This is a genomic window from Rhizobium sp. NZLR8 (assembly GCF_019685025.1).
Lineage (GTDB): Bacteria > Pseudomonadota > Alphaproteobacteria > Rhizobiales > Rhizobiaceae > Rhizobium.
The window spans coordinates 682,813-702,178 of the sequence record NZ_JABDVY010000002.1; the positions used below are offsets into that span (position 1 = coordinate 682,813).

General features: G+C 62.8%; 13 protein-coding genes. 9 read left to right on the forward strand and 4 right to left on the reverse strand.

Annotated features, from left to right (window positions below; translation table 11 throughout):
- Positions 1–9: 9 nt before the first annotated feature.
- Together HJB89_RS07220 and HJB89_RS07225 are read right to left on the reverse strand one after the other, a co-directional pair.
- Positions 10–1,008, reverse strand: a complete 999-nt coding sequence (locus HJB89_RS07220; RefSeq protein ID WP_221149396.1) for a LacI family DNA-binding transcriptional regulator — start codon at positions 1,006–1,008, stop codon at positions 10–12.
- Positions 1,009–1,021: 13 nt separating this feature from the next.
- Positions 1,022–1,246 carry a hypothetical protein gene (locus HJB89_RS07225; protein WP_207584640.1) on the reverse strand — a complete coding sequence of 75 codons (225 nt, stop codon included), beginning with the start codon at positions 1,244–1,246 and terminating at the stop codon, positions 1,022–1,024.
- 108 nt (positions 1,247–1,354) lie between these two features.
- Here HJB89_RS07225 and ltnD point away from each other — a divergent pair, with 108 nt between their 5' ends.
- The 9 genes from ltnD to HJB89_RS07270 all read left to right on the forward strand — a co-directional run bounded on the left by ltnD (position 1,355) and on the right by HJB89_RS07270 (position 12,816).
- Positions 1,355–2,299, forward strand: a complete 945-nt coding sequence (gene ltnD / locus HJB89_RS07230) for an L-threonate dehydrogenase (RefSeq protein WP_221132530.1) — start codon at positions 1,355–1,357, stop codon at positions 2,297–2,299.
- A gap of 13 nt (positions 2,300–2,312) precedes the next feature.
- The gene (gene otnI, locus HJB89_RS07235; protein WP_221149398.1) at positions 2,313–3,089 is read left to right on the forward strand and encodes a 2-oxo-tetronate isomerase; all 777 of its coding nucleotides are present in this window, start codon (positions 2,313–2,315) and stop codon (positions 3,087–3,089) included.
- A gap of 3 nt (positions 3,090–3,092) precedes the next feature.
- On the forward strand, positions 3,093–4,373 hold the full coding sequence (gene otnK, locus HJB89_RS07240) for a 3-oxo-tetronate kinase (protein ID WP_207584637.1): 1,281 nt from the start codon (positions 3,093–3,095) through the stop codon (positions 4,371–4,373).
- A 727-nt stretch (positions 4,374–5,100) separates the two neighbouring features.
- The gene (locus tag HJB89_RS07245) at positions 5,101–5,814 is read left to right on the forward strand and encodes an HAD-IA family hydrolase (protein ID WP_221115148.1); all 714 of its coding nucleotides are present in this window, start codon (positions 5,101–5,103) and stop codon (positions 5,812–5,814) included.
- A 62-nt stretch (positions 5,815–5,876) separates the two neighbouring features.
- Complete coding sequence (locus HJB89_RS07250; RefSeq protein ID WP_221115149.1) at positions 5,877–7,487, forward strand: ABC transporter substrate-binding protein; 1,611 nt, start codon at positions 5,877–5,879, stop codon at positions 7,485–7,487.
- Positions 7,488–7,576: 89 nt separating this feature from the next.
- Positions 7,577–8,527, forward strand: a complete 951-nt coding sequence (locus tag HJB89_RS07255) for an ABC transporter permease (RefSeq protein WP_207584634.1) — start codon at positions 7,577–7,579, stop codon at positions 8,525–8,527.
- Positions 8,524–9,390 carry an ABC transporter permease gene (locus HJB89_RS07260; RefSeq protein ID WP_207584633.1) on the forward strand — a complete coding sequence of 289 codons (867 nt, stop codon included), beginning with the start codon at positions 8,524–8,526 and terminating at the stop codon, positions 9,388–9,390. The genes HJB89_RS07255 and HJB89_RS07260 overlap by 4 nt, the downstream gene beginning before the upstream one ends.
- The gene (locus HJB89_RS07265; protein WP_207584632.1) at positions 9,387–11,042 is read left to right on the forward strand and encodes an ABC transporter ATP-binding protein; all 1,656 of its coding nucleotides are present in this window, start codon (positions 9,387–9,389) and stop codon (positions 11,040–11,042) included. Before HJB89_RS07260 ends, HJB89_RS07265 begins: the two co-directional genes overlap by 4 nt.
- Positions 11,043–11,490: 448 nt before the next feature.
- Complete coding sequence (locus HJB89_RS07270) at positions 11,491–12,816, forward strand: FAD-binding oxidoreductase (protein ID WP_221132525.1); 1,326 nt, start codon at positions 11,491–11,493, stop codon at positions 12,814–12,816.
- Positions 12,817–12,930: 114 nt separating this feature from the next.
- Here the strand turns inward: HJB89_RS07270 and HJB89_RS07275 are convergent, their stop codons facing one another.
- Together HJB89_RS07275 and putA are read right to left on the reverse strand one after the other, a co-directional pair.
- Positions 12,931–15,471, reverse strand: a complete 2,541-nt coding sequence (locus HJB89_RS07275; protein ID WP_221149401.1) for a methyl-accepting chemotaxis protein — start codon at positions 15,469–15,471, stop codon at positions 12,931–12,933.
- Positions 15,472–15,640: 169 nt separating this feature from the next.
- Positions 15,641–19,348 carry a trifunctional transcriptional regulator/proline dehydrogenase/L-glutamate gamma-semialdehyde dehydrogenase gene (gene putA, locus HJB89_RS07280; RefSeq protein ID WP_221149404.1) on the reverse strand — a complete coding sequence of 1,236 codons (3,708 nt, stop codon included), beginning with the start codon at positions 19,346–19,348 and terminating at the stop codon, positions 15,641–15,643.
- Between the last annotated feature and the right edge of the window lie 18 nt (positions 19,349–19,366).

Here is a 19,366-nt window from a genome sequence, read left to right on the forward strand (position 1 = left end):
TCCTCCATATTACGCGGTTGCTCCTTCGATCAGTTCAAAACCGAGATCGACGGCCTGGGACGGCGCGTTGGCGACGACCAGTTGTGCGGCTATCTCTCCCGTCGCCACGCGCGGTGTTCGGATGGTCGATAAGGGCTGCGGTATCGCCCGGCCGATATCGAGGCCGTTATAGCCGAAAATGGCGAGCTTCGAGGGGATAGAGATCCCCTCAGCCAGACAGTGAAAATAGCCGCCCAGCGCCATATCATCGTTGGAGAAATAAACCGCATCGAGATCGGTCGTCCGGCCAAGCAGCCGCTCCAGCCCCAGCCTGCCGTTTTCCACAGACGAAGCGCCGGCGAGAATTTCGCGCGCGACGAGGGGCGCGCCAGAGGCCTCGAGCGTTTCGCAAAAGCTTGAAAACCGCTTGCCGGCGCGGGTATCACGATTGAGGTCGTGACCGACATAGCCGATCCGGCGATAGCCCCGCTTAAGCAGGAAGGCAGCGCTCCCCCGCCCGGCCGCGCGGTTCGAGAAGCCGACCGCGATATCAAGCGCGTCTCCGTCCAGATCGAGCAGTTCCACGACCCGGCACCCGCTGGCGCGCAGCATCTTTACTGTCCCGTCGGTATGCTCGTATCCGGCCAGCATGACCGCCGCCGGCCGCCAGGCCAACATCGCGGCGACGAGCGCTTCCTCCTTGCCCTGATCATAGTCGGTGACGGAGAACACCGCCTGATAACGGTTTTCCTCCAGGACGGCGCTGGCGCCGCGCAGCACATCGGGGAAGACGATGTTGGACAGCGAGGGAATGACGAAGGCAACGAGACGCGAACCGGTGGAGGCCAGCGTCCCGGCGATCCGGTTCGGCACATAGCCCAACCGTTCGACAGCGGCCATCACCCGCTCTCGCGTCTTGCCGGAAAACGAGCCGTGATTGCGCAGCACACGCGACACCGTACTCTCGCCAACACCGGCCGCTTCCGCGACTTCGGCAAGCGTTATCGTCACCTGCTGTTTGAATTCCATGGTATGTCTGAACTCACGCTTTTGGGATGGCTGCTAGATGTCGGCCGGCAACCACCGCGCTGTCACCATTTTTCACTGCCCCTGCCAAGAAGCAAGGTTTTTTTGGCAGCGCTACCAATTTGGTGTTGGCAGCGCTGCCAAAATAGACTAATGCAAATGGCAGCGCTGCCACAAATGGCTTGGCGTGCTGCGGGAGGACCGACAGGAGACCGCGGCAACAATCGGAGGAGAAAATCATGGCTCTGTGTCCTTGGCGCGTCTTACAGACGCACTGCGCTCTAAAGCCTCTCCGGGATTGCACCCGGCGGAGCACAGACTTTTTCTCACTGGACTGGAGAACCTCCTGATGTCGCCATTTGCTGAAAACTCGGGGCCTGCCGTCGTCGCGGCCGTCATCGGCCTTGGTTCCATGGGGCTCGGAATGGCCCGGTCGATGAAGCGCGCGGGGCTCGATGTCGTTGGATATGACATCACGCAAGCGGCAGTGGACCGCTTCATCGCCGATGGCGGACGTGGCGCGGCGACCCTAGCCGGCGCGGCGAAGGGCGCCAACATCGTCGTCTCCGTGGTCGTCAACGGCGCGCAGACCGAGGCCGTGTTGTTCGGCCCCGAAGGCGTCGCGAGGATGATGAAGCCCGGGGCCGTTTTCATCTCGTCGGCAACCATGGATCCTGCGGTCGCACGCGATCTGGCACAACGGGTCGAGGCTCTCGGCCTGCACTATCTCGACGCGCCGATTTCGGGCGGCGCGGCCAAGGCGGCGCTGGGCGAACTGACGATCATGGCGTCCGGCTCCAGACAGGCCTTCGACACCGCCCGTCCGGGTCTCGACGCCATGGCCGGCAAGGTCTACGAACTCGGCGATGCGGCCGGAGCGGGCGCGGCCTTCAAGATGATCAACCAGCTTCTCGCTGGGGTACACATCGCAGCCGCCTGTGAAGCGATAACGTTTGCCGCCAAGCAAGGCCTCGACCTCGACAAGGTCTATGAGGTGATCACGGCCTCGGCCGGCAATTCGTGGATGTTCGAAAACCGCGTGCCGCATGTACTGGCCGGAGACTATACGCCGCTCAGCAGCATCGAGATTTTCGTCAAGGATCTTGGCATCGTCCAAGACATGGCCCGCTCCGAGCGTTATCCGGTGCCGCTCGCGGCAGCAGCCCTGCAAATGTATCTGGCCGCCGCCGGCGCCGGCATGGGCCGTGACGACGATTCCTCGCTCGCGCGGCTTTATGCCCAGCTTTCCGGCGCGGAATTGCCCGGTTCCACCAAAAACCCGCAGAGCCTGTAAAGGAACTCCAATCATGCCGGTTTTCGCCGCCAACCTGACGATGATGTTCAACGAATGGGCATTCCTCGATCGCTTCGACGCCGCAGCCGATGCCGGTTTCTCCGCCGTCGAATATCTCTTTCCCTACGACGCGGCGCCGGACGCAATCGCCGAACGGCTTGCCCGCAACAATCTGCAGCAGGCATTGTTCAACCTGCCGCCGGGCGACTGGGCAGCAGGCGAGCGCGGCATCGCGGCTCTTCCCGGACGGTTCGATGCGCTGAAGGCGGATGTCGAGCGGGCATTGGACTATGCGGCGGCGACCGGCGTCAAGCGGCTGCACCTGATGGCAGGCATCGCCGACCCTGGTGGCCAAGACGCCTCCTCCTCTTACCGGCGCTCCGTCACCTACGTTGCCGGACGGCTCGCGGAAAGAGGCATCGATCTCCTGCTCGAGCCGATCAACCGGCGAAACATGCCGGGATATTTCCTCAGCGACTTCGGCGCGGCGGAAAGCCTGATTGCCGAATGCGGTCTGCCGAACCTGAAACTCCAGTTCGACATCTATCATCGTCAAATCATCCACGGCGACGTCACGATGGCGTTGCGACGCCTGCTGCCGATCATCGGCCATATCCAGATTGCCAGCGTGCCGTCCCGCAACGAGCCGGACGGGGAGGAACTGAACTATCCCTATCTGTTCAGCGAAATCGACCGCCTGGGTTACGACGGTTTCATCGGCTGCGAATACGTCCCGCGCGGCCACACCCTGGACGGCCTCGGCTGGTTCAGACCTTTTGCACGGAGCTAGACGATGGCTATTTTGCTCGGATCAATCGCTGACGACTATACGGGCGCCTCCGACCTCGCCAACACGCTGACGAAGAACGGTCTGCGCACGGTACAGACGGTCGGCATTCCCGATCCGTCGCTCATGCTGCCGGATGTCGACGCCGTCGTCGTTTCCCTGAAGATCCGCTCGGTCCCGGCCTCGGACGCCGTGACGGCCGCGACCAGCGCCGAGCGATGGCTGCGCCGGCGCGGCGCGGGTCACGTGCTTTACAAGATCTGCTCGACCTTCGATTCCACCGATGCCGGCAATATCGGTCCGGTCACAGAGGCGTTGAACGATGCGGCCGGCGGCGGCGTCGTGCTGGTTACACCAGCTTTCCCGGAAACGGGACGCACCGTCTATCTTGGCCATCTCTTCGTCGGCGGACAGCCCTTGAACGAAAGTCCGCTCAAAGACCATCCCCTCAATCCGATGCACGATGCCAATCTCGTGCGGGTCCTCACCCGACAATCGCGTGGCGCTGTCGGGCTGATCGATCTGGCAGCCATTGCGGCCGGACGCGGCGCCATCAAGGCGAGGCTCGACGCCCTGCGCAATGCAGGCGTCACCGCCGCCATCGCCGATGCAATTTTCGAGCGGGATCTCGAAACGCTCGGCGAGATCGCACTCGAAACGCCGGTGTCCACCGGTGCGTCCGGCCTCGGTCTCGGCCTTGCCCGCGCGCTCGTCCGCTCCGGTCGGATATCGTCCGGCGGTGCAGCGCCGGCGGATGCCATTCGCCCCGTTGGCGGGTTTTCAGCGATCGTCGCCGGCAGTTGTTCCAAGGCAACGCTGCGCCAGCTCGACGTCGCCGAACGGTCGATGCCCGTCCTGCGGCTCGACCCGGAGCGGCTGCTTGCCGGCCCGGATGAGATCGCCGCGGCGATTTCCTGGGCGGGAGACCGCATCGCCGCCGGCCCCGTCGTGGTCGCCGCGAGCGCCGCACCCGAAACCGTGTCTCGGCTGCAATCACTTTATGGACGAGAGGCCTCCGGCCACGCGATCGAGACCGCCACATCGATCATCGCCGCCGAGCTGGTGGCAAGAGGCGTGCGGCGCCTCGTGGTCGCAGGCGGCGAAACCTCGGGGGCAGCCGTCGACAGGCTCGCCATTCCGGCATTTCTGATCGGACCGGAGATTGCGCCCGGCGTGCCGGTGCTGCGCACGGTCGGCAATACCCAGGGCGACATGCTTCTGGCGTTGAAGTCGGGAAACTTTGGAGGCGAGGATTTCTTTGCGGCAGCGCTGGCGATGATGCACTGAGGTGTGTCCCGCGCATGCAGGATACCCCAAGCCGGGGCTTGCAGAAATTCTTGGACTTGTCGCGAATTCTACGCTTGGCCAGCGCGGCTTTGAAATCGGCTATGGCACATCACCCTCCAGGCGCCATCTTAGGCGTCGGGTCGAGACGCGACTCGACCGATCGTTTGCGACCCGCTTCACACGCTACTTCTGCATACCCAAGGATAGCCTGAGCGCAATCAGTTCATCTCGATCGATATTGCGGCTCATCCCGGGTTGGCGCAGGCTTGAGTCCGCATCAGAGCGATGCGCGACTGATGCGGGGCTGGCGCCGCTCAGCGAACATCGGCAGTCGCGGCATCTTCGATTGGGCTGAAAGCACCCTCCTTTTCTCAGCGGGCGCGACGGCGTTCATCGATAGACTGCCACCGGCTGCACCGGAACGCTAAGCTCCGTCCGGCGCACATGCTTCACGCTGGACGAGACTGTGACCGATCGGATGTGCACCGGCGATGCAAGCGCGAGAATATCGCGAAAGGGGCAGATTCGGTATTTTGTGCCGCCATATAGCGCCTTTCAGGAGATTCCGGCGCAGTGCAGGTGACAAACTAATATCGGTGAAGGGCTCGGATCCCGGCAAATGCGGGGCCTTCCACATAAGAGCGGGACAATGATCCTGCCTGCGGGAACAGAATATTCTTCTTCGAGAAACCGCGCTCCCGCTGGAGCCGAACACTGGGGAATTCACGTGAGCAAGAGCCTTCCGGAATTCAGATACATGACATTCGACGTCGTCGGTACGCTCATCGACTTCGAGGGCGGCATCAAGGCCTGTTTCGCCGAGATCGCGGCCGAGGTGGGAAGCACGGTGGATGGCGAGCAGGCGCTTAGCCTCTATCGCGCAGCCCGCTACTCCGAGGATGCCGGCCTATTTCCCGACGACCTCGTGCGCGTTTACCTCGCGATCGCACCGAAGCTCGGTCTGCCTGCTGATCGAAAATATGGCGAACGACTACGGGACTCTGTGAAGAGCTGGAAGGGTTTCGCTGACAGCGCCGCAGCGCTGGCCAAACTCGGGAAGGATTACCGCCTCGTTGCGATGACCAATGCCCGCCGCTGGGCATTTAATTTGTTCGAGAAGGAACTCGGCAATCCGTTTTATGCTGCCTTCACGGCCGACGATACGGGCACCGAAAAACCCGATCCCGCGTTCTTCGCGACGGTCTTCGCCTACGTTGCCTCGGAAGGCCATTCGAAGGACGACATCCTGCATGTCGCCCAGAGCCAGTACCACGATATCGGGATTTCCAGGGAACTCGGGCTGGCCAATTGCTGGATCGAGCGGCGACAAGCCCAAAAGGGTTACGGCGGAACGATCGAGCCGGTCGAGTTCACCAAACCCGATTTCCATTTCACGTCCATGGCAGGCCTAACAGATGCCGTGGCTGCTGCACGCGCCTGACTTTAAAACCGGATCGGGCCTGCCCGAAACGGGCAGCCCGCCATAGAAAAAAGGGGAATGAGATGAACAACAAGATTACCAATTGGACCAGCTCCGACGACGCCATGGTCGAAACCGCCATCCGTCATGGCGCGACCCGTCGCGAGCTGCTGCATATGATGCTCGCCGGCGGCGTAGCCATGTCCGCAGGCGGGCTCGTGCTTGGCCGCGCCGGCAAGGCGCTTGCGGCGACGCCCGTTTCCGGCGGCGCGCTCAAGGCGGCCGGCTGGTCGTCCTCCACTGCCGATACGCTCGACCCCGCCAAGGCGTCGCTCTCCACCGACTATGTTCGGTGCTGCTCCTTCTACAACCGCCTTACCATCCTCGACAAAAGCGGTAAGCCGCAGATGGAGCTTGCCGAGGCGATCGATTCCAAGGATGCGAAGACCTGGACGGTGAAGCTGAAGAGCGGCGTCACATTTCACGATGGCAAGCCGCTGACCGCCGACGACGTGGTCTTCTCTCTGAAGCGCCATCTCGACCCCTCCGTCGGTTCGAAGGTCGCCAAGATCGCCGCCCAAATGACGGGCTTCAAGGCGGTCGACAAACAGACCGTCGAGATCACGCTGGCCAGCGCAAATGCCGACTTGCCGACCATCCTGTCGATCCATCACTTCATGATCGTTGCCGACGGGACGACCGACTTTTCGAAGGCGAATGGCACCGGCGCTTTCGTCAAGGAGGTCTTCGAACCCGGCGTTCGCTCGGTCGGGATCAAAAACAAGAACTACTGGAAATCGGGCCCGAACGTCGATTCCTTCGAATATTTCGCGATCAGCGACGACAATGCCCGCGTCAACGCCCTGCTTGCGGGCGATATCCACCTCGCAGCCACGATCAATCCGCGCTCCATGCGCCTCATCGAGGCTCAGGGCGACGGGTTCACATTGTCGAAGACGACCTCCGGCAACTATACCAACCTCAATATGCGGCTGGATATGGAGCCCGGTAACAAGCGGGACTTCATCGAAGGCATGAAGTCTCTCGTCAACCGCGAACAGATCGTCAAATCGGCGTTGCGCGGTCTCGGCGAGGTTGGCAACGACCAACCCGTTTCACCAGCAAACTTCTATCATAATGCGGACCTGAAAGCCCGGGACTTCGATCCCGAGAAGGCGAAGTTCCACTTCGAAAAAGCAGGCGTCCTCGGCCAATCAATTCCGATCATCGCTTCCGACGCGGCGAGCTCGTCGATCGACATGGCGATGATCATCCAGGCCGCCGGTGCTGAAATCGGCATGAAGCTCGATGTCCAGCGCGTGCCATCCGACGGCTACTGGGACAACTACTGGCTCAAGGCGCCGATCCACTTCGGCAATATCAACCCACGGCCGACCCCTGACATCCTCTTCTCCCTGCTCTACACCTCGGACGCTCCGTGGAATGAAAGCCAATACAAGTCGGAGAAGTTCGACAAGATGCTGATCGAGGCTCGCGGTACGCTCGACCAGGAGAAGCGCAAGGCGATCTACAATGAGATGCAGGTCATGGTCGCCCAGGAAGCCGGCACCATCATTCCAGCCTATATATCGAATGTCGACGCCACCACAGCCAAGCTCAAGGGTTTGGAACCCAGCCCGTTCGGCGGCCAGATGGGATACGCATTTGCCGAATATGTCTGGCTCGAAGCCTGATAAAGCACCGGGGGCCGGGGCTGCAATCGCGCCCCCGGCTTCCATTTTCGTTGATTAAGCTCAATTCGAACGCCAAAAGGGAGCCGCGCGTGAACAACCAGGTCTTATCCCTTGTGCTGAGCAGATTGCTCATCGCCCTGATCACCCTGGTGATCGTCTCATTCGCCGTGTTCTTCGCAACAACGCTCTTGCCGGGAGACACGGCGACGATCCTGCTTGGCCAGGCGGCCACACCTGAAGCCATCAAAGGTCTTCGCACGGCCATGCATCTCGACGAGCCGGCGCTCTTTCGTTTCCTGCGCTGGTCCGTCGGACTGCTGCAGGGCGACCTTGGCACGTCCTATGCCAACCAAATGCCGATCGCCGACCTCATTGCCGGCCGCTTCGTCAACACGTTGAAACTCGCCGGCGTCACCGCGCTCTTCTCCGTGCCGATTGCTCTGGCGCTCGGGATCACCGCGGCGATGCTGCGTGGCACTGTTTACGACCGGATCGTTACCGTGATCACCATCGGCGTGATCTCCGTACCGGAGTTCATGGTCGCGACCTCCGCCGCGCTGATCTTCGCCGTCTATCTGAAATGGCTGCCGGCGCTATCTTTCGCCAATGAAATTCACAGCCTGGCCGACATGTTGCGCGTCTATGCCATGCCGGTGATCACCCTGACCTTCGTCGTCTCGGCTCAGATGATCCGCATGACGCGCGCGGCTGTCATCGAGACGCTCAACACACCCTATGTCGAGATGGCGCTACTCAAGGGGGCCTCGCGGCCACGCATCGTCTTTCGCCACGCACTTCCCAATGCGCTGGGTCCGATCGTCAATGCCGTTGCGCTTTCACTGTCCTATCTGCTCGGAGGCGTCATCATCGTCGAGACCATTTTCAATTATCCCGGTATCGCCAAGCTGATGCTGGATGCGGTAGCCACCCGCGACCTGCCGTTGATCCAGAGCTGCGCGATGATCTTCTGCCTGGGCTATCTGCTGCTGATCACCATCGCCGACATCATCGCCATCCTTTCAAATCCGAGGCTCCGATGACCATGACCAGTTCCGAAACCACGTCCGGCCGGCTGTCCGGAACCCGGCTTGGCTATCGCTTCAATATCGTCGGAGCCATCGGCCTTGCCGTCATCCTCTCCTGGGCGCTCGTCGCGATCTTCGCGCCCTTGGTCATCCCCCACCCCGTCGGCGAGATTGTCGATCTCGACTATTTCGGCCCAATGAGCCGGGAACTCTGGCTCGGCTCCGACTATCTCGGCCGCGACATGCTCTCGCGAATTCTGATGGGCGCCCGCTACACGGTCGGCATCTCGCTGGTGGCGGTAACGATCGCCTGCTTCTGCGGCGTCGTGCTCGGCATGATCGCGGCGGTGGCCGGCGGCTGGCTGGACACGATCCTCAGCCGCCTCCTCGACGCCCTCAATTCCATCCCGAGCAAGCTGTTCGGCCTGGTGGTCGTCGCGGCCGTCGGTTCCTCAGTCCCGGTTCTGGTCATAACGCTATCGGTGATCTACATCCCCGGCGCCTACCGCTTCGCGCGGGCGCTTGCCGTGAACATCAATGCGATGGATTTTATCACGGTTGCGCGCATCCGTGGAGAAAGCACCCTCTATCTCATTCGCTCGGAAATCCTGCCTAACATCGTCGGACCGGTGCTTGCCGACCTCGGGATCCGTTTTGTGTTCATCGTTCTGCTGCTGTCCGGGCTTTCCTTCCTGGGCCTTGGCGTCCAGCCGCCCTATGCTGATTGGGGCGCGCTCGTGCGCGAGAACATCGGCGGGCTGCCGTTCGGTGCGCCGGCGGTGATGTTTCCTTCACTTGCCATCGCCAGCCTGACGATCAGCGTCAACCTGCTGATTGACAACCTGCCGCATAAAATTCGCGACCGGAGCGTGTCATGAGCAATTTCATTGAAATCCGTAACCTGAAGGTCGAGGCCACCACCGATTCCGGCCGACGCGTCGAGATCATCAAGGGTGTCAGCCTCGACGTTGCTAAGGGCGAGATCGTCGCGCTGATCGGCGAGAGCGGCTCGGGCAAAACAACCATCGCCCTGACCCTGATGGGCCATACCCGTACGGGCTGTCGCATCAGCGGCGGCAGTGTTTCGGTTGGCGGCAAGGACATGGTCACGCTTAGCGAGAAGCAGCGCGCCAAGGTGCGCGGCACCGAAGTCGCCTATGTCCCGCAATCAGCCGCCGCCGCCTTCAACCCGGCCATATCGATCATGGACCAGGTGATTGAAGTCACGCGTATTCATCAGTTGATGTCGCCGGACGATGCGCGCGCCCGGGCAGTCGAGCTCTTTCGGGCGCTGTCGCTGCCCGAACCCGAGACGATCGGCAGCCGTTATCCCCACCAGGTTTCCGGCGGCCAGCTGCAGCGTCTGGCGGCGGCCATGGCGCTGATCGGCGACCCGAGCCTAGTCATCTTCGACGAGCCGACGACGGCACTCGACGTGACCACCCAGATCGAAGTGCTGCGCGCTTTCAAGTCGGTCATGAAGAAGGGCGGCATAGCCGGTGTCTATGTCTCGCACGACCTTGCCGTCGTCGCGCAGATCGCAGATCGCATCGTCGTGTTGAAAGGCGGGGAGACCCAGGAAACCGGCACGACCAAGGAAATCCTCAATAACGCGAAGCACCCCTATACCAGAGAGCTGCTCGCAGCCTTTGAGCCGAAATCGCGTGGCGTAGCAGGCGCTATAGGAAGCGCGACGGAGCCGCTTCTGAAGATCGACGATCTCGTTGCGGGTTATGGACAACGCCAGGCCGACGGCCTGCCCCTCGTTCGCGCGGTCGAGCACGTGAGCCTGAAGGTGGAAAAAGGGCGCAATCTCGGCATCATCGGAGAATCCGGTTGCGGCAAATCAACGCTCGCCCGCACCATCGCCGGCATCCTGCCGGCCGCAGTCGGCAAGATCGTCTTCGACGGAACGGAATTGCGCCGCAGCGCTCGCGAGCGCTCGCGCGACCAGCTGCGCGAGATGCAGATCGTCTTCCAATATGCCGATACCGCTCTCAACCCGGCAAAATCGGTTGAGGACATCCTCGCGAGGCCGCTGGTTTTTTACCACCGCATGGATCGGCAGGCGCGAAACGCCCGGATCGATCAACTGCTCGACATGGTTCGCCTGCCCCGCAACCTCCGCCATCGCCGGCCGGGAGAACTTTCGGGCGGGCAGAAGCAGCGCGTCAACTTCGCCCGGGCGCTCGCCGCCGATCCAAAGCTGATCCTCTGCGACGAGATTACCTCGGCGCTCGACACCGTGGTTGCCGCCGCGGTCATCGACCTGCTCAAGGAATTGCAGCGCGAACTCGGCCTCTCCTACATCTTCATCAGCCATGATCTCTCGGTCGTGGAGGCGATCTGCGACGAGATCGTGGTGATGTATGGGGGCCGGAAGGTTGAGGAAATCACCCACTCGACGGTGAAGGCGCCGACGCACCCCTATTCGCAACTGCTCTTCTCATCAGTGCCGACGCTTGATCCGGCCTGGCTTGATGGGCTCCAGCAGGATCCGGAATTGGTGCGGGCCTATTGTCGGCAATAAGGGTCGGCGTGCTGATCGTTTTGTCCGGCAACGTTTAGAGCATGATGCCGAAAAGTGTGAGCGGTTTTCGGACGACATCATGCTCTAACTCTATAATGTAGAACAGGATTCAGATTTTAGGCCGACTCGGCCTAAAATCATCCTGTTCTGGCATTCGTGAACCGGCCATTCTTCTGCAATCCGCAAAGGATCTTACCTCGTTCCGATCGAGTCTGATCCTACACCTTCTCCGTTTGAGATCGCTAAGGACGCGGAAGATAGCGATGCGGCTTCTCCGACATCGACTACTCAACCGATGAGGCGACGCTGACCACGTTCCGACATAGGCGGAAGCACGAATGGCTGCCGGGCTCCCCGCAAGACGGAATCTTCTGCTGCCGCCATCTCAACTGCGGCAAAGGCGTGGCGCCAGATCCGCTAGACTACAGGCTGAAACGGAGACCCTGCCATGCCCGCACCACTCGATCGCATCGACACCACGCCGGAGCTGCCCACCGCCGCCGATACGGTGGTGATCGGCGCCGGCATCGTCGGTGTTTTCGCGGCCTATTATCTGGCCCGGCGCGGATTGAAAGTCGCCCTCGTCGAGAAGGGCCTCATCGGTGCGGAGCAATCAAGCCGCAACTGGGGCTGGTGCCGGCAGCAGAACCGCGACGCCCGTGAACTGCCGATGTCGACGAAGAGCCTCGATCTCTGGGAGCGCTTCGCCACCGAGACCGGGGAGGACACGGGTTTTCGCCGCTGCGGCCTCTTCTATCTCAGCAATAGCGACGAGGAACTGGCCGGCTGGGCACGCTGGCGGGATTTCGCGCGCTCGGTCGGCGTCACGACGCATATGCTGAGCGGCGTAGAAGCGACCGAACGCGGGCGCGCCACCGGCACCGCGTGGAAAGGCGGGGTATTTTCGCCGACCGACGGCACTGCCGATCCGGCACGTGCCGCGCCGGCCGTCGCGCGCGCGATCCTGAAGCTCGGCGGCACGGTGCATCAGTCCTGTGCGGCCCGCGGCATCGCCGTCGAAGGCGGCAGGCTCTCGGGCGTCGTCACGGAGCATGGCACGATCCGGACAAAAATCGCGATCCTCGCCGGCGGCGCCTGGGCCTCCTCCTTCTGCCGCCAGCTGGGCATTCGATTTCCGCAGGCATCGATCCGTTCGTCGATCCTTTCCGTTTCACCGGGCGCCAGCGGCCTGCCGGATGCACTGCACACATCTGCGGTCTCCGTCACGCGCCGCAGCGATGGCGGCTACACGCTGGCGATCAGCGGCCGCGGCCGCGTCGATCCCACGGCGCAGCAGCTCCGCTTCGCGTCGCAGTTCTTGCCGATGTTCGCCCGGCGCTGGCGCAGTCTCGCACCCGGTGGGTTGGAGGGGTTTCGCTCCGGTCACGAGTCTCTGGCACGCTGGCGGCTCGACAGGCCGACGCCGATGGAGCGCATGCGCATCCTCGACCCGGCGGTCAACCAGGCCACCATTGCCCTCACGCATTCACGGGCACTCGAGCTTCTGCCCGCCTTGAAAAAAACGAGCATCAGCGCGGCCTGGGCGGGCTATATCGACAGCACGCCGGACGGCGTGCCGGGGATCGGCGAGATCGCCACGCTTCCGGGTTTCATCCTCGCTGCGGGATTCAGCGGCCATGGCTTCGGCATCGGGCCAGGCGCCGGTCATCTGATTGCCGATATCGTCACAGGCGACGAGCCGATCGTCGATCCCCGGCCGTACAATCCCGACCGATTCGGAACGTCCGCCTGGGGCAAAGTGGCCGATTTTTGAATGCGGCTCGGCCGAAAGAGAGCTTCATGAAACGCCCACAAATTCGGTTGTGAATGGGTCGATCCCGACAGGAGACTCATCTGTCGCCTCAAAAAGACCGGGGATAGCAAGTGTTCAGGAGGCCACGGACATCCGCGGACTGTTGGCAGGCGAGGCGGCCTTGCGACCGTCGGCCGTCTGAAAGTGAGAGATTCTTTCGTTCAATACTTCCACCTGCTGCCGAAGCCGATGAATTTCCGCCGTATTTTCCTCGACCATGGCGGCGTTGTGCTGGGTGATGTGCTCGACGTCTCGAACGGCGTTGTTCACCTCATCGATCCCCTTATATTGCGTGGTCGTCGCAGTCGAGATGACCTGCACCAGCCCGTTGATCGCGGTGAAGTGCTCCATGATCGAGGAAAGCGCCTCGCCGGTCTCCTCGACGAGCCTGACGCCCGCGCCGACCTGCGATGCGCTGGTGGAGATGAGATCCTTGATCTCGCGGGCAGCCTTTGCGCAGCGCTGCGCAAGCTCGCGCACCTCCTGGGCGACGACGGCAAAACCTCTGCCGGCCTCTCCTGCGCGCGCCGCTTCCACGCCGGCATTGAGGGCGAGGAGATTAGTCTGGAAGGCGATCTCGTCGATCACGCCGATGATGCTGCTGACTTTTTCGGATGAGCGATTGATGGCGCCCATGGCGTCGACGGCCTTGGCGACGACGGCCGCGGAATGCTCCGCCTGACGGTGGGCTTCGCCAACCGAAAGCGAGGTCTGACGGGCGTTTTCGGCTGTCGTCCGCACGCTGACGGTCAATTCGCCCAGTACCCGCGAACTTTCCTCGAGGGACGCGGCCTGCTGTTCCGTGCGCCGCGCCAGATCGTCGGCGGCTCCCGAAAGGTTGGTGCTGCCCTCGGCGATCTCGTAGGTCGTGTTGCGGACCTCGGCGAGCGTCAGGCGCAGCGCATCGATGGCGTGATTGTAGGTTTTCGCCATGGCGACATAATCTGCGGCCAGATCCTCGCTCATTTCGGCGGCAAGGTTGCCATTGGCAAGTTTGCCGAGCATGTCCGACAGAGCATTGAGAGCCTCGCTCTGTTCAGCCTCGACACGCGCCTGTTCGGCGGCGCGGCGGGCCTGCTCCCGTTCGTCCCGCGCCCTGTTTGCTTCGGCCACCTCTTCCAGCCTGGTCTTCTCAAGCGCCTGATCGCGGAAGACGGTGACCGATCGGATCATGTCGCCGATCTCGTCGCCGCGCTTGCCGTCACCGATCGGCACGTTCAGATCGCCGTCGGCAAGCCGCATCATCGTCTGGGTAATCCGCTTCAGCGGCCCGCGCAGGGTTTCGATCAGCATGAGGCCGCCGATGATCGCAAGCACAGTGCCCGCAATCATCGCCGCGAGCGACATCGTCGCCGAGCGCTGGCTGATTTCCTTGCCGCTCTCCTGCGCCGTGCTGACGAACTGCTCGAGCGTGTGGCTTGCCGAGGCCACGAGCTCGGTGGCCGCCCCCTTCTCTGCCCGCCACCGATCCGCAATCGAAATCAGAAGCGACGTATCCTTTTCGATCGCCGCAAGCGAAGGCTCGATCTCTTTCGCGAGATCCTGCAGCGCGGCATTTCGCCCGCTCAAAGGCGCAAGCGTCGCGGCGCTTTCGCGCAGCGCCTTGAGATCGGCGAGAGCCGCATCCCGCGCCTCGGCGTCGACGCGTCTGTTCAGTTCGCTCAGGTGCAGGCGCAGATCGTCGATCGATTTGAAAGCGGCGTTGACGATCATCACCATCGAGCGAAGCGTTGATATGCTCGCATCCATGCCGGCAAAGCGCTCGATCGCGGTGTCCGCATTGCCGGAGGCGAGTTTTGCAAACTGCTCCTGAAAGCCCTGCAGGTCCTGGTCGACGGGAGCGTAACTCTCGAGCGACAAGCTGCTGTCCTTGGCCATGACCGCGAGCTTGTCCAGCATCGGCTTCAGCGCTGCAATCTGGCTTTGAGCTTTCTCGGAGGCAAGCGCCTCGCTTTCGCCCGTCTCCTTGACAAGCGGCGGCAGGAGGCTGGCGATCGCCTGGGCAAGCTTCTGGGGATCGGTCGCCCCTCCGGTCGCCTTGCGCAGTTTTGTAATGCGTCCAGCCAGATTCTTATAGGCCGAGGCGTCGAGAAGAAGCGCCCGGACAAAGGCCTCCTTGCCATTCGCCTGATCCTGGAGAACGTCGAGCTGTTTGCGGGCGGTCTGGCTTTCCTTGAACAGTTGGGCGACCGCGTCGTCGATCGCCTGTTCGTTACTGGCGCGCTCCTGCGCCACCGCCCAGAGCGCGTCGGCGCCGCCCTGCATCTTGCCCCCTAGTTCACGCACCATGGATATCTGCTGTTTCTGCGCGGGATCGGAGAGCATCGCATCGAGCGTCGCAGCGCCCTTATTCTGATCGGAAATGCTGGCGATCAGACGATCGCGGGTGGCGGCAGTGGGAAGATCGGTAAAGGCGGTCAGAGCCGATCGCAGTTGCTGAAAGCTAGAAAGAGCTTCGATCGTCTGCCGGGTCAGGGTCATCTGCCCGTTCAGCGTACCGGCGGTGAAATAGCCGAAAAGCCCGATGCCGGCGATGAGGACGATCAGCGGCACCACGAAGAAGAGGACCTTCGTCACGATCCGCACACGCTGCAACAGTCGATCAATCAACGCCATAAGGAAGCCCCGCCCCAGGAAAATAGGCACTTTTACCGGCAGCCCTCTGTTGGGTTGCCGCGCCTCAGCGCACCACAATAGTCACGACTGTTAAAACAATGGTCAATGGTGTCGAGTTTTGGCGGAACATGCGGAGAGGGCGCATTGTCTACGCCCCCATCCGGTTTCCTCAGCCAATGGCCATCAGGCTGGCATTGCCGCCGGCAGCGGCGGTGTTGATCGAGGTCGACACCTCTTCCAGCAGCCAGTTCAAACAATAGGCCTCGGGATCGCTCGCCAATTCCTCGATCGTCGCGGCCTGGACCAACAGAAGCGGGCCGGGCAGAGCAGCGATCTTCCGATTGACGACCAGAACACTGTCGTGATCCCCTTCGACGAGCGCGCCCGAGAACGGCCCCTCCTTTTCCCAATCCGACGTCCAGGAAACCCGGCCGGCGACAGCCGCCGGGAGATCCGCCAGGACCGATTTCGATAGGGAGCCCGCATCCACGACGATGTGGTTGCCGGTCGACAGGGCTGCGGCGATCTGGCGATGCAGCCCGCTTTCGGTCTGCGGCACGGCAAGAATGCGGCCGCGGGGATGGAGCGCATAGAGATTGAGCTCGCCGACGGGGCCGGTGAGTTCACGCTCAAGTCCGAGCGCTGAACGGCTCGCATAGCCACGCGCTGCCTCTCCCTCGCCCGGCAAGCCCTTCTTGTCGAGCCAGACGATATAGTCGCGAAGGGCGAGGTCCGTATGAACGGAATCCTGCTGCGGCGGCACCGGAGCACGCTGCACCAGCCGGCCGATATAGAGCGGACCGCCGGCCTTCGGACCGGTGCCCGACAGGCCGCGGCCGCCGAAAGGCTGCACGCCGACGACAGCGCCGATGATGTTGCGGTTGACGTAGAGGTTGCCGGCCTTGATGCGGCTGGTCACATGCGCGATCGTTTCGTCAAGCCGGGTGTGAAGCCCGAAGGTGAGGCCGTAACCCGATGCGTTGATGTCGTCGATCAGGCGGTCGAGCCCGTTTCGCTTGAAGCGGACGACATGCAGGACCGGCCCGAAGATCTCCCTCGTCAGGTCCGACAGGGACTTGATCTCGATGATCGTCGGCGGAACGAAGGTGCCGGCCGCCGCACTTTCGGGCAGCGGCAGTTGATCCACCTTGCGACCCATGCCACGCATCTGCTCGATATGCTGGTCGATCTCCGCCTTTGCGCCATCGTTGATGACGGGTCCGACATCGATGCTCAGCCGATCGGTGCGGCCGATCGTCAACTCGCGGAAGGCGCCCTTCAGCATGGCGAGGGTCCGGTCGGCGACATCATCCTGCAGGCAGAGGACGCGGAGCGCCGAGCACCGCTGGCCGGCGCTGTCGAAAGCCGACGCAATGACATCGGCCACCACCTGTTCGGCCAAGGCCGAGGAGTCGACGATCATGCCGTTCTGGCCGCCGGTTTCGGCAATCAGCGGGATCGGCTTGCCGGTCGAAGACAGCCGTTCAGCCAGCTGCGCCTGGATCATCCGGGCGACTTCGGTCGAGCCGGTAAACATGACACCCGCTGTTTCCGGGGCACCCACCATGCCGGCGCCGAGGCGACCGCTGCCGGGCACGAACTGCAAGGCGGCCACAGGCACGCCCGCCTCGTGGAGGATCTTCACGCTCTCCGAAGCGATGATCGGCGTGACACCGGCGGGTTTGGCAAGCACGGGATTTCCGGCCACCAAGGCTGCGGCAACCTGCCCGGTGAAAATCGCCAACGGGAAATTCCACGGGCTGATGCAGACGATCGGGCCGAGAGGCGCATGGGACGGCCCGAGGGTCTTGCGCGCCTGCTCGGCGTAATAACGCAGGAAGTCGATCGCCTCACGCACCTCGCCGACGGCATTGGCCGCCGATTTGCCGGCCTCGCGCATGATGATGCCCATCAGCGTCTTGATGCGGGCCTGCATAATGTCGGCCGCCCGCTCCAGGCAAGCGGCACGCTCCGCGGGCGATACGGCGGCCCATTGCGGCGCATGCTCGGCAGCCATGGCAACGATCCGGGCTGCTTCCTCGACCTTCAGCTCGGTGACCGTGCCGACGATGTCGCGGTGATCGGCAGGATTAAGGACGTCACGCGTCACCCCGTCCGTGGAGCCATCGGCAAGGATCGGACCCGCATGCCATGGGCTCGCTGCCGAGGAAACAAGCGTCTGCGCCAGATCGGAAAGGGTCGCCTCGTTCGAGAGATCGAGGCCGTCGGAATTGGCGCGGGCACTGCCGTAAAGCGCCTTCGGCGAGGCGATCTGCGCGTGCGGGGCGCCGACGACCGGCATGGCGGCAACGGTCTCGGCGGGATCGGCAATCAGCGCCTCGACGGAGACGTGCGGATCGGAGATGCGATGCACGAAAGAGGAATTGGCGCCGTTTTCCAGAAGGCGCCGCACCAGATAGGCAAGCAGCGTCTCATGCGTACCCACCGGCGCATAGATACGGCAGGGCCGGTCGAGTTTTTCCTTGCCGACGACTTCATCGTAGAGAGGTTCGCCCATGCCGTGCAGGCACTGGAACTCGTATTTGCCGACAGCGAAATCCGGACCGGCAAGATGATAGATGGTGGCGAGCGTCTGCGCATTGTGGCTGGCGAATTGCGGGAAGACGGCATCCGGTGCGTTCAGCAGCTTGCGGGCGCAGGCGATATAGGCGACGTCGGTGTAGATCTTGCGGGTATAGACCGGATAGTCGTCGAGACCGTCCAGCTGGGCGCGTTTGATCTCCGCATCCCAATAAGCGCCCTTGACCAGACGCACCATGACCCGGCGCCCGGAACGACGGGCGAGATCGATGACGTAATCGAGCACAAAGGGGCAGCGCTTGCCGTAGGCCTGGACGACAAAGCCCAGCCCGTTCCAGCCGGTGAGATCAGGGGCGAAGCAGAGCTCCTCGAGCAGATCGAGCGAAAGCTCCAGCCGGTCGGCCTCCTCGGCATCGATGTTGAGGCCGATATCATAGGTCTTGGCGAGAACGGCCAGCGCCCTGACCTTCGGCAGCAGCTCGCTCATCACCCGGCCGGCCTGCGCCCGCACGTAGCGGGGATGCAGGGCCGAAAGCTTGATCGAAATACCAGGGCCATCATAGATGCCGCGCCCGTCCGAGGCCTTGCCAATGGCGTGGATCGCCTTTTCGTAATCCTTGAAATAACGTTCGGCGTCGGCGGCCGTCGTCGCGGCCTCGCCCAGCATGTCGTAGGAATAACGGAAGCCGCGCGCTTCCAGCGGCCGGGCACGCTTCAGCGCTTCCTCGATCGTTTCGCCGGTGACGAACTGCTCGCCCATCATGCGCATCGCCATATCGACGCCGCGACGGATGACCGGCTCGCCGGCGCGCGCGATCAGCCGCGTCAGCGCTGCCGACAGGCTGCGGTCGTTGACCGTCGAGGTCAGCTTGCCGGTGACGACAAGGCCCCAGGTGGCTGCGTTGACGAACATGGATTTGCCGCCGCCGATATGCGAGGTCCAGTTGCCCTCGGCGATCTTGTCGCGGATCAGCGCATCGCGTGTGTCCGTATCGGGAATGCGCAGCAGCGCTTCGGCAAGGCACATGAGCGCCACGCCTTCCTGGCTGGAAAGCGAATATTCCTGCACCAGCCCTTCGACGCCGGTGCCCTTGTGTTTGGCGCGCAAAGCCTCGATCAGCGTGCGGGCCGTGCTGCGAATGTCATAGCGTTTCGCCTCGGAGACGCGCGCGGCGGCAACGAGTGGCGGCAGGCATTCGGTTTCCGGGCGGCGATAGGCAGCCGTGATCGCCTGGCGAAGCTCGGATTGCGGCCGGATCGGCGGGGCAAAACCGGAGAACGGCGCGCCATTGGCGGGATTACTGGAGGATGCGGGGTCGATCGCTGCGTTCAACATGGGAGTCCCTATCAAATC

Coding starts and splice junctions, on each gene's coding strand:
- otnI (WP_221149398.1), top strand. CDS start 2,313: ATGCCGGTTTTCGCCGCCAACCTGACGATGATGTTCAACGAATGGGCA.
- HJB89_RS07220 (WP_221149396.1), bottom strand. CDS start 1,008: ATGGAATTCAAACAGCAGGTGACGATAACGCTTGCCGAAGTCGCGGAA.
- putA (WP_221149404.1), bottom strand. CDS start 19,348: ATGTTGAACGCAGCGATCGACCCCGCATCCTCCAGTAATCCCGCCAAT.
- HJB89_RS07275 (WP_221149401.1), bottom strand. CDS start 15,471: ATGGCGTTGATTGATCGACTGTTGCAGCGTGTGCGGATCGTGACGAAG.
- HJB89_RS07250 (WP_221115149.1), top strand. CDS start 5,877: ATGAACAACAAGATTACCAATTGGACCAGCTCCGACGACGCCATGGTC.
- ltnD (WP_221132530.1), top strand. CDS start 1,355: ATGTCGCCATTTGCTGAAAACTCGGGGCCTGCCGTCGTCGCGGCCGTC.
- HJB89_RS07225 (WP_207584640.1), bottom strand. CDS start 1,246: ATGATTTTCTCCTCCGATTGTTGCCGCGGTCTCCTGTCGGTCCTCCCG.
- HJB89_RS07260 (WP_207584633.1), top strand. CDS start 8,524: ATGACCATGACCAGTTCCGAAACCACGTCCGGCCGGCTGTCCGGAACC.
- HJB89_RS07265 (WP_207584632.1), top strand. CDS start 9,387: ATGAGCAATTTCATTGAAATCCGTAACCTGAAGGTCGAGGCCACCACC.
- otnK (WP_207584637.1), top strand. CDS start 3,093: ATGGCTATTTTGCTCGGATCAATCGCTGACGACTATACGGGCGCCTCC.
- HJB89_RS07270 (WP_221132525.1), top strand. CDS start 11,491: ATGCCCGCACCACTCGATCGCATCGACACCACGCCGGAGCTGCCCACC.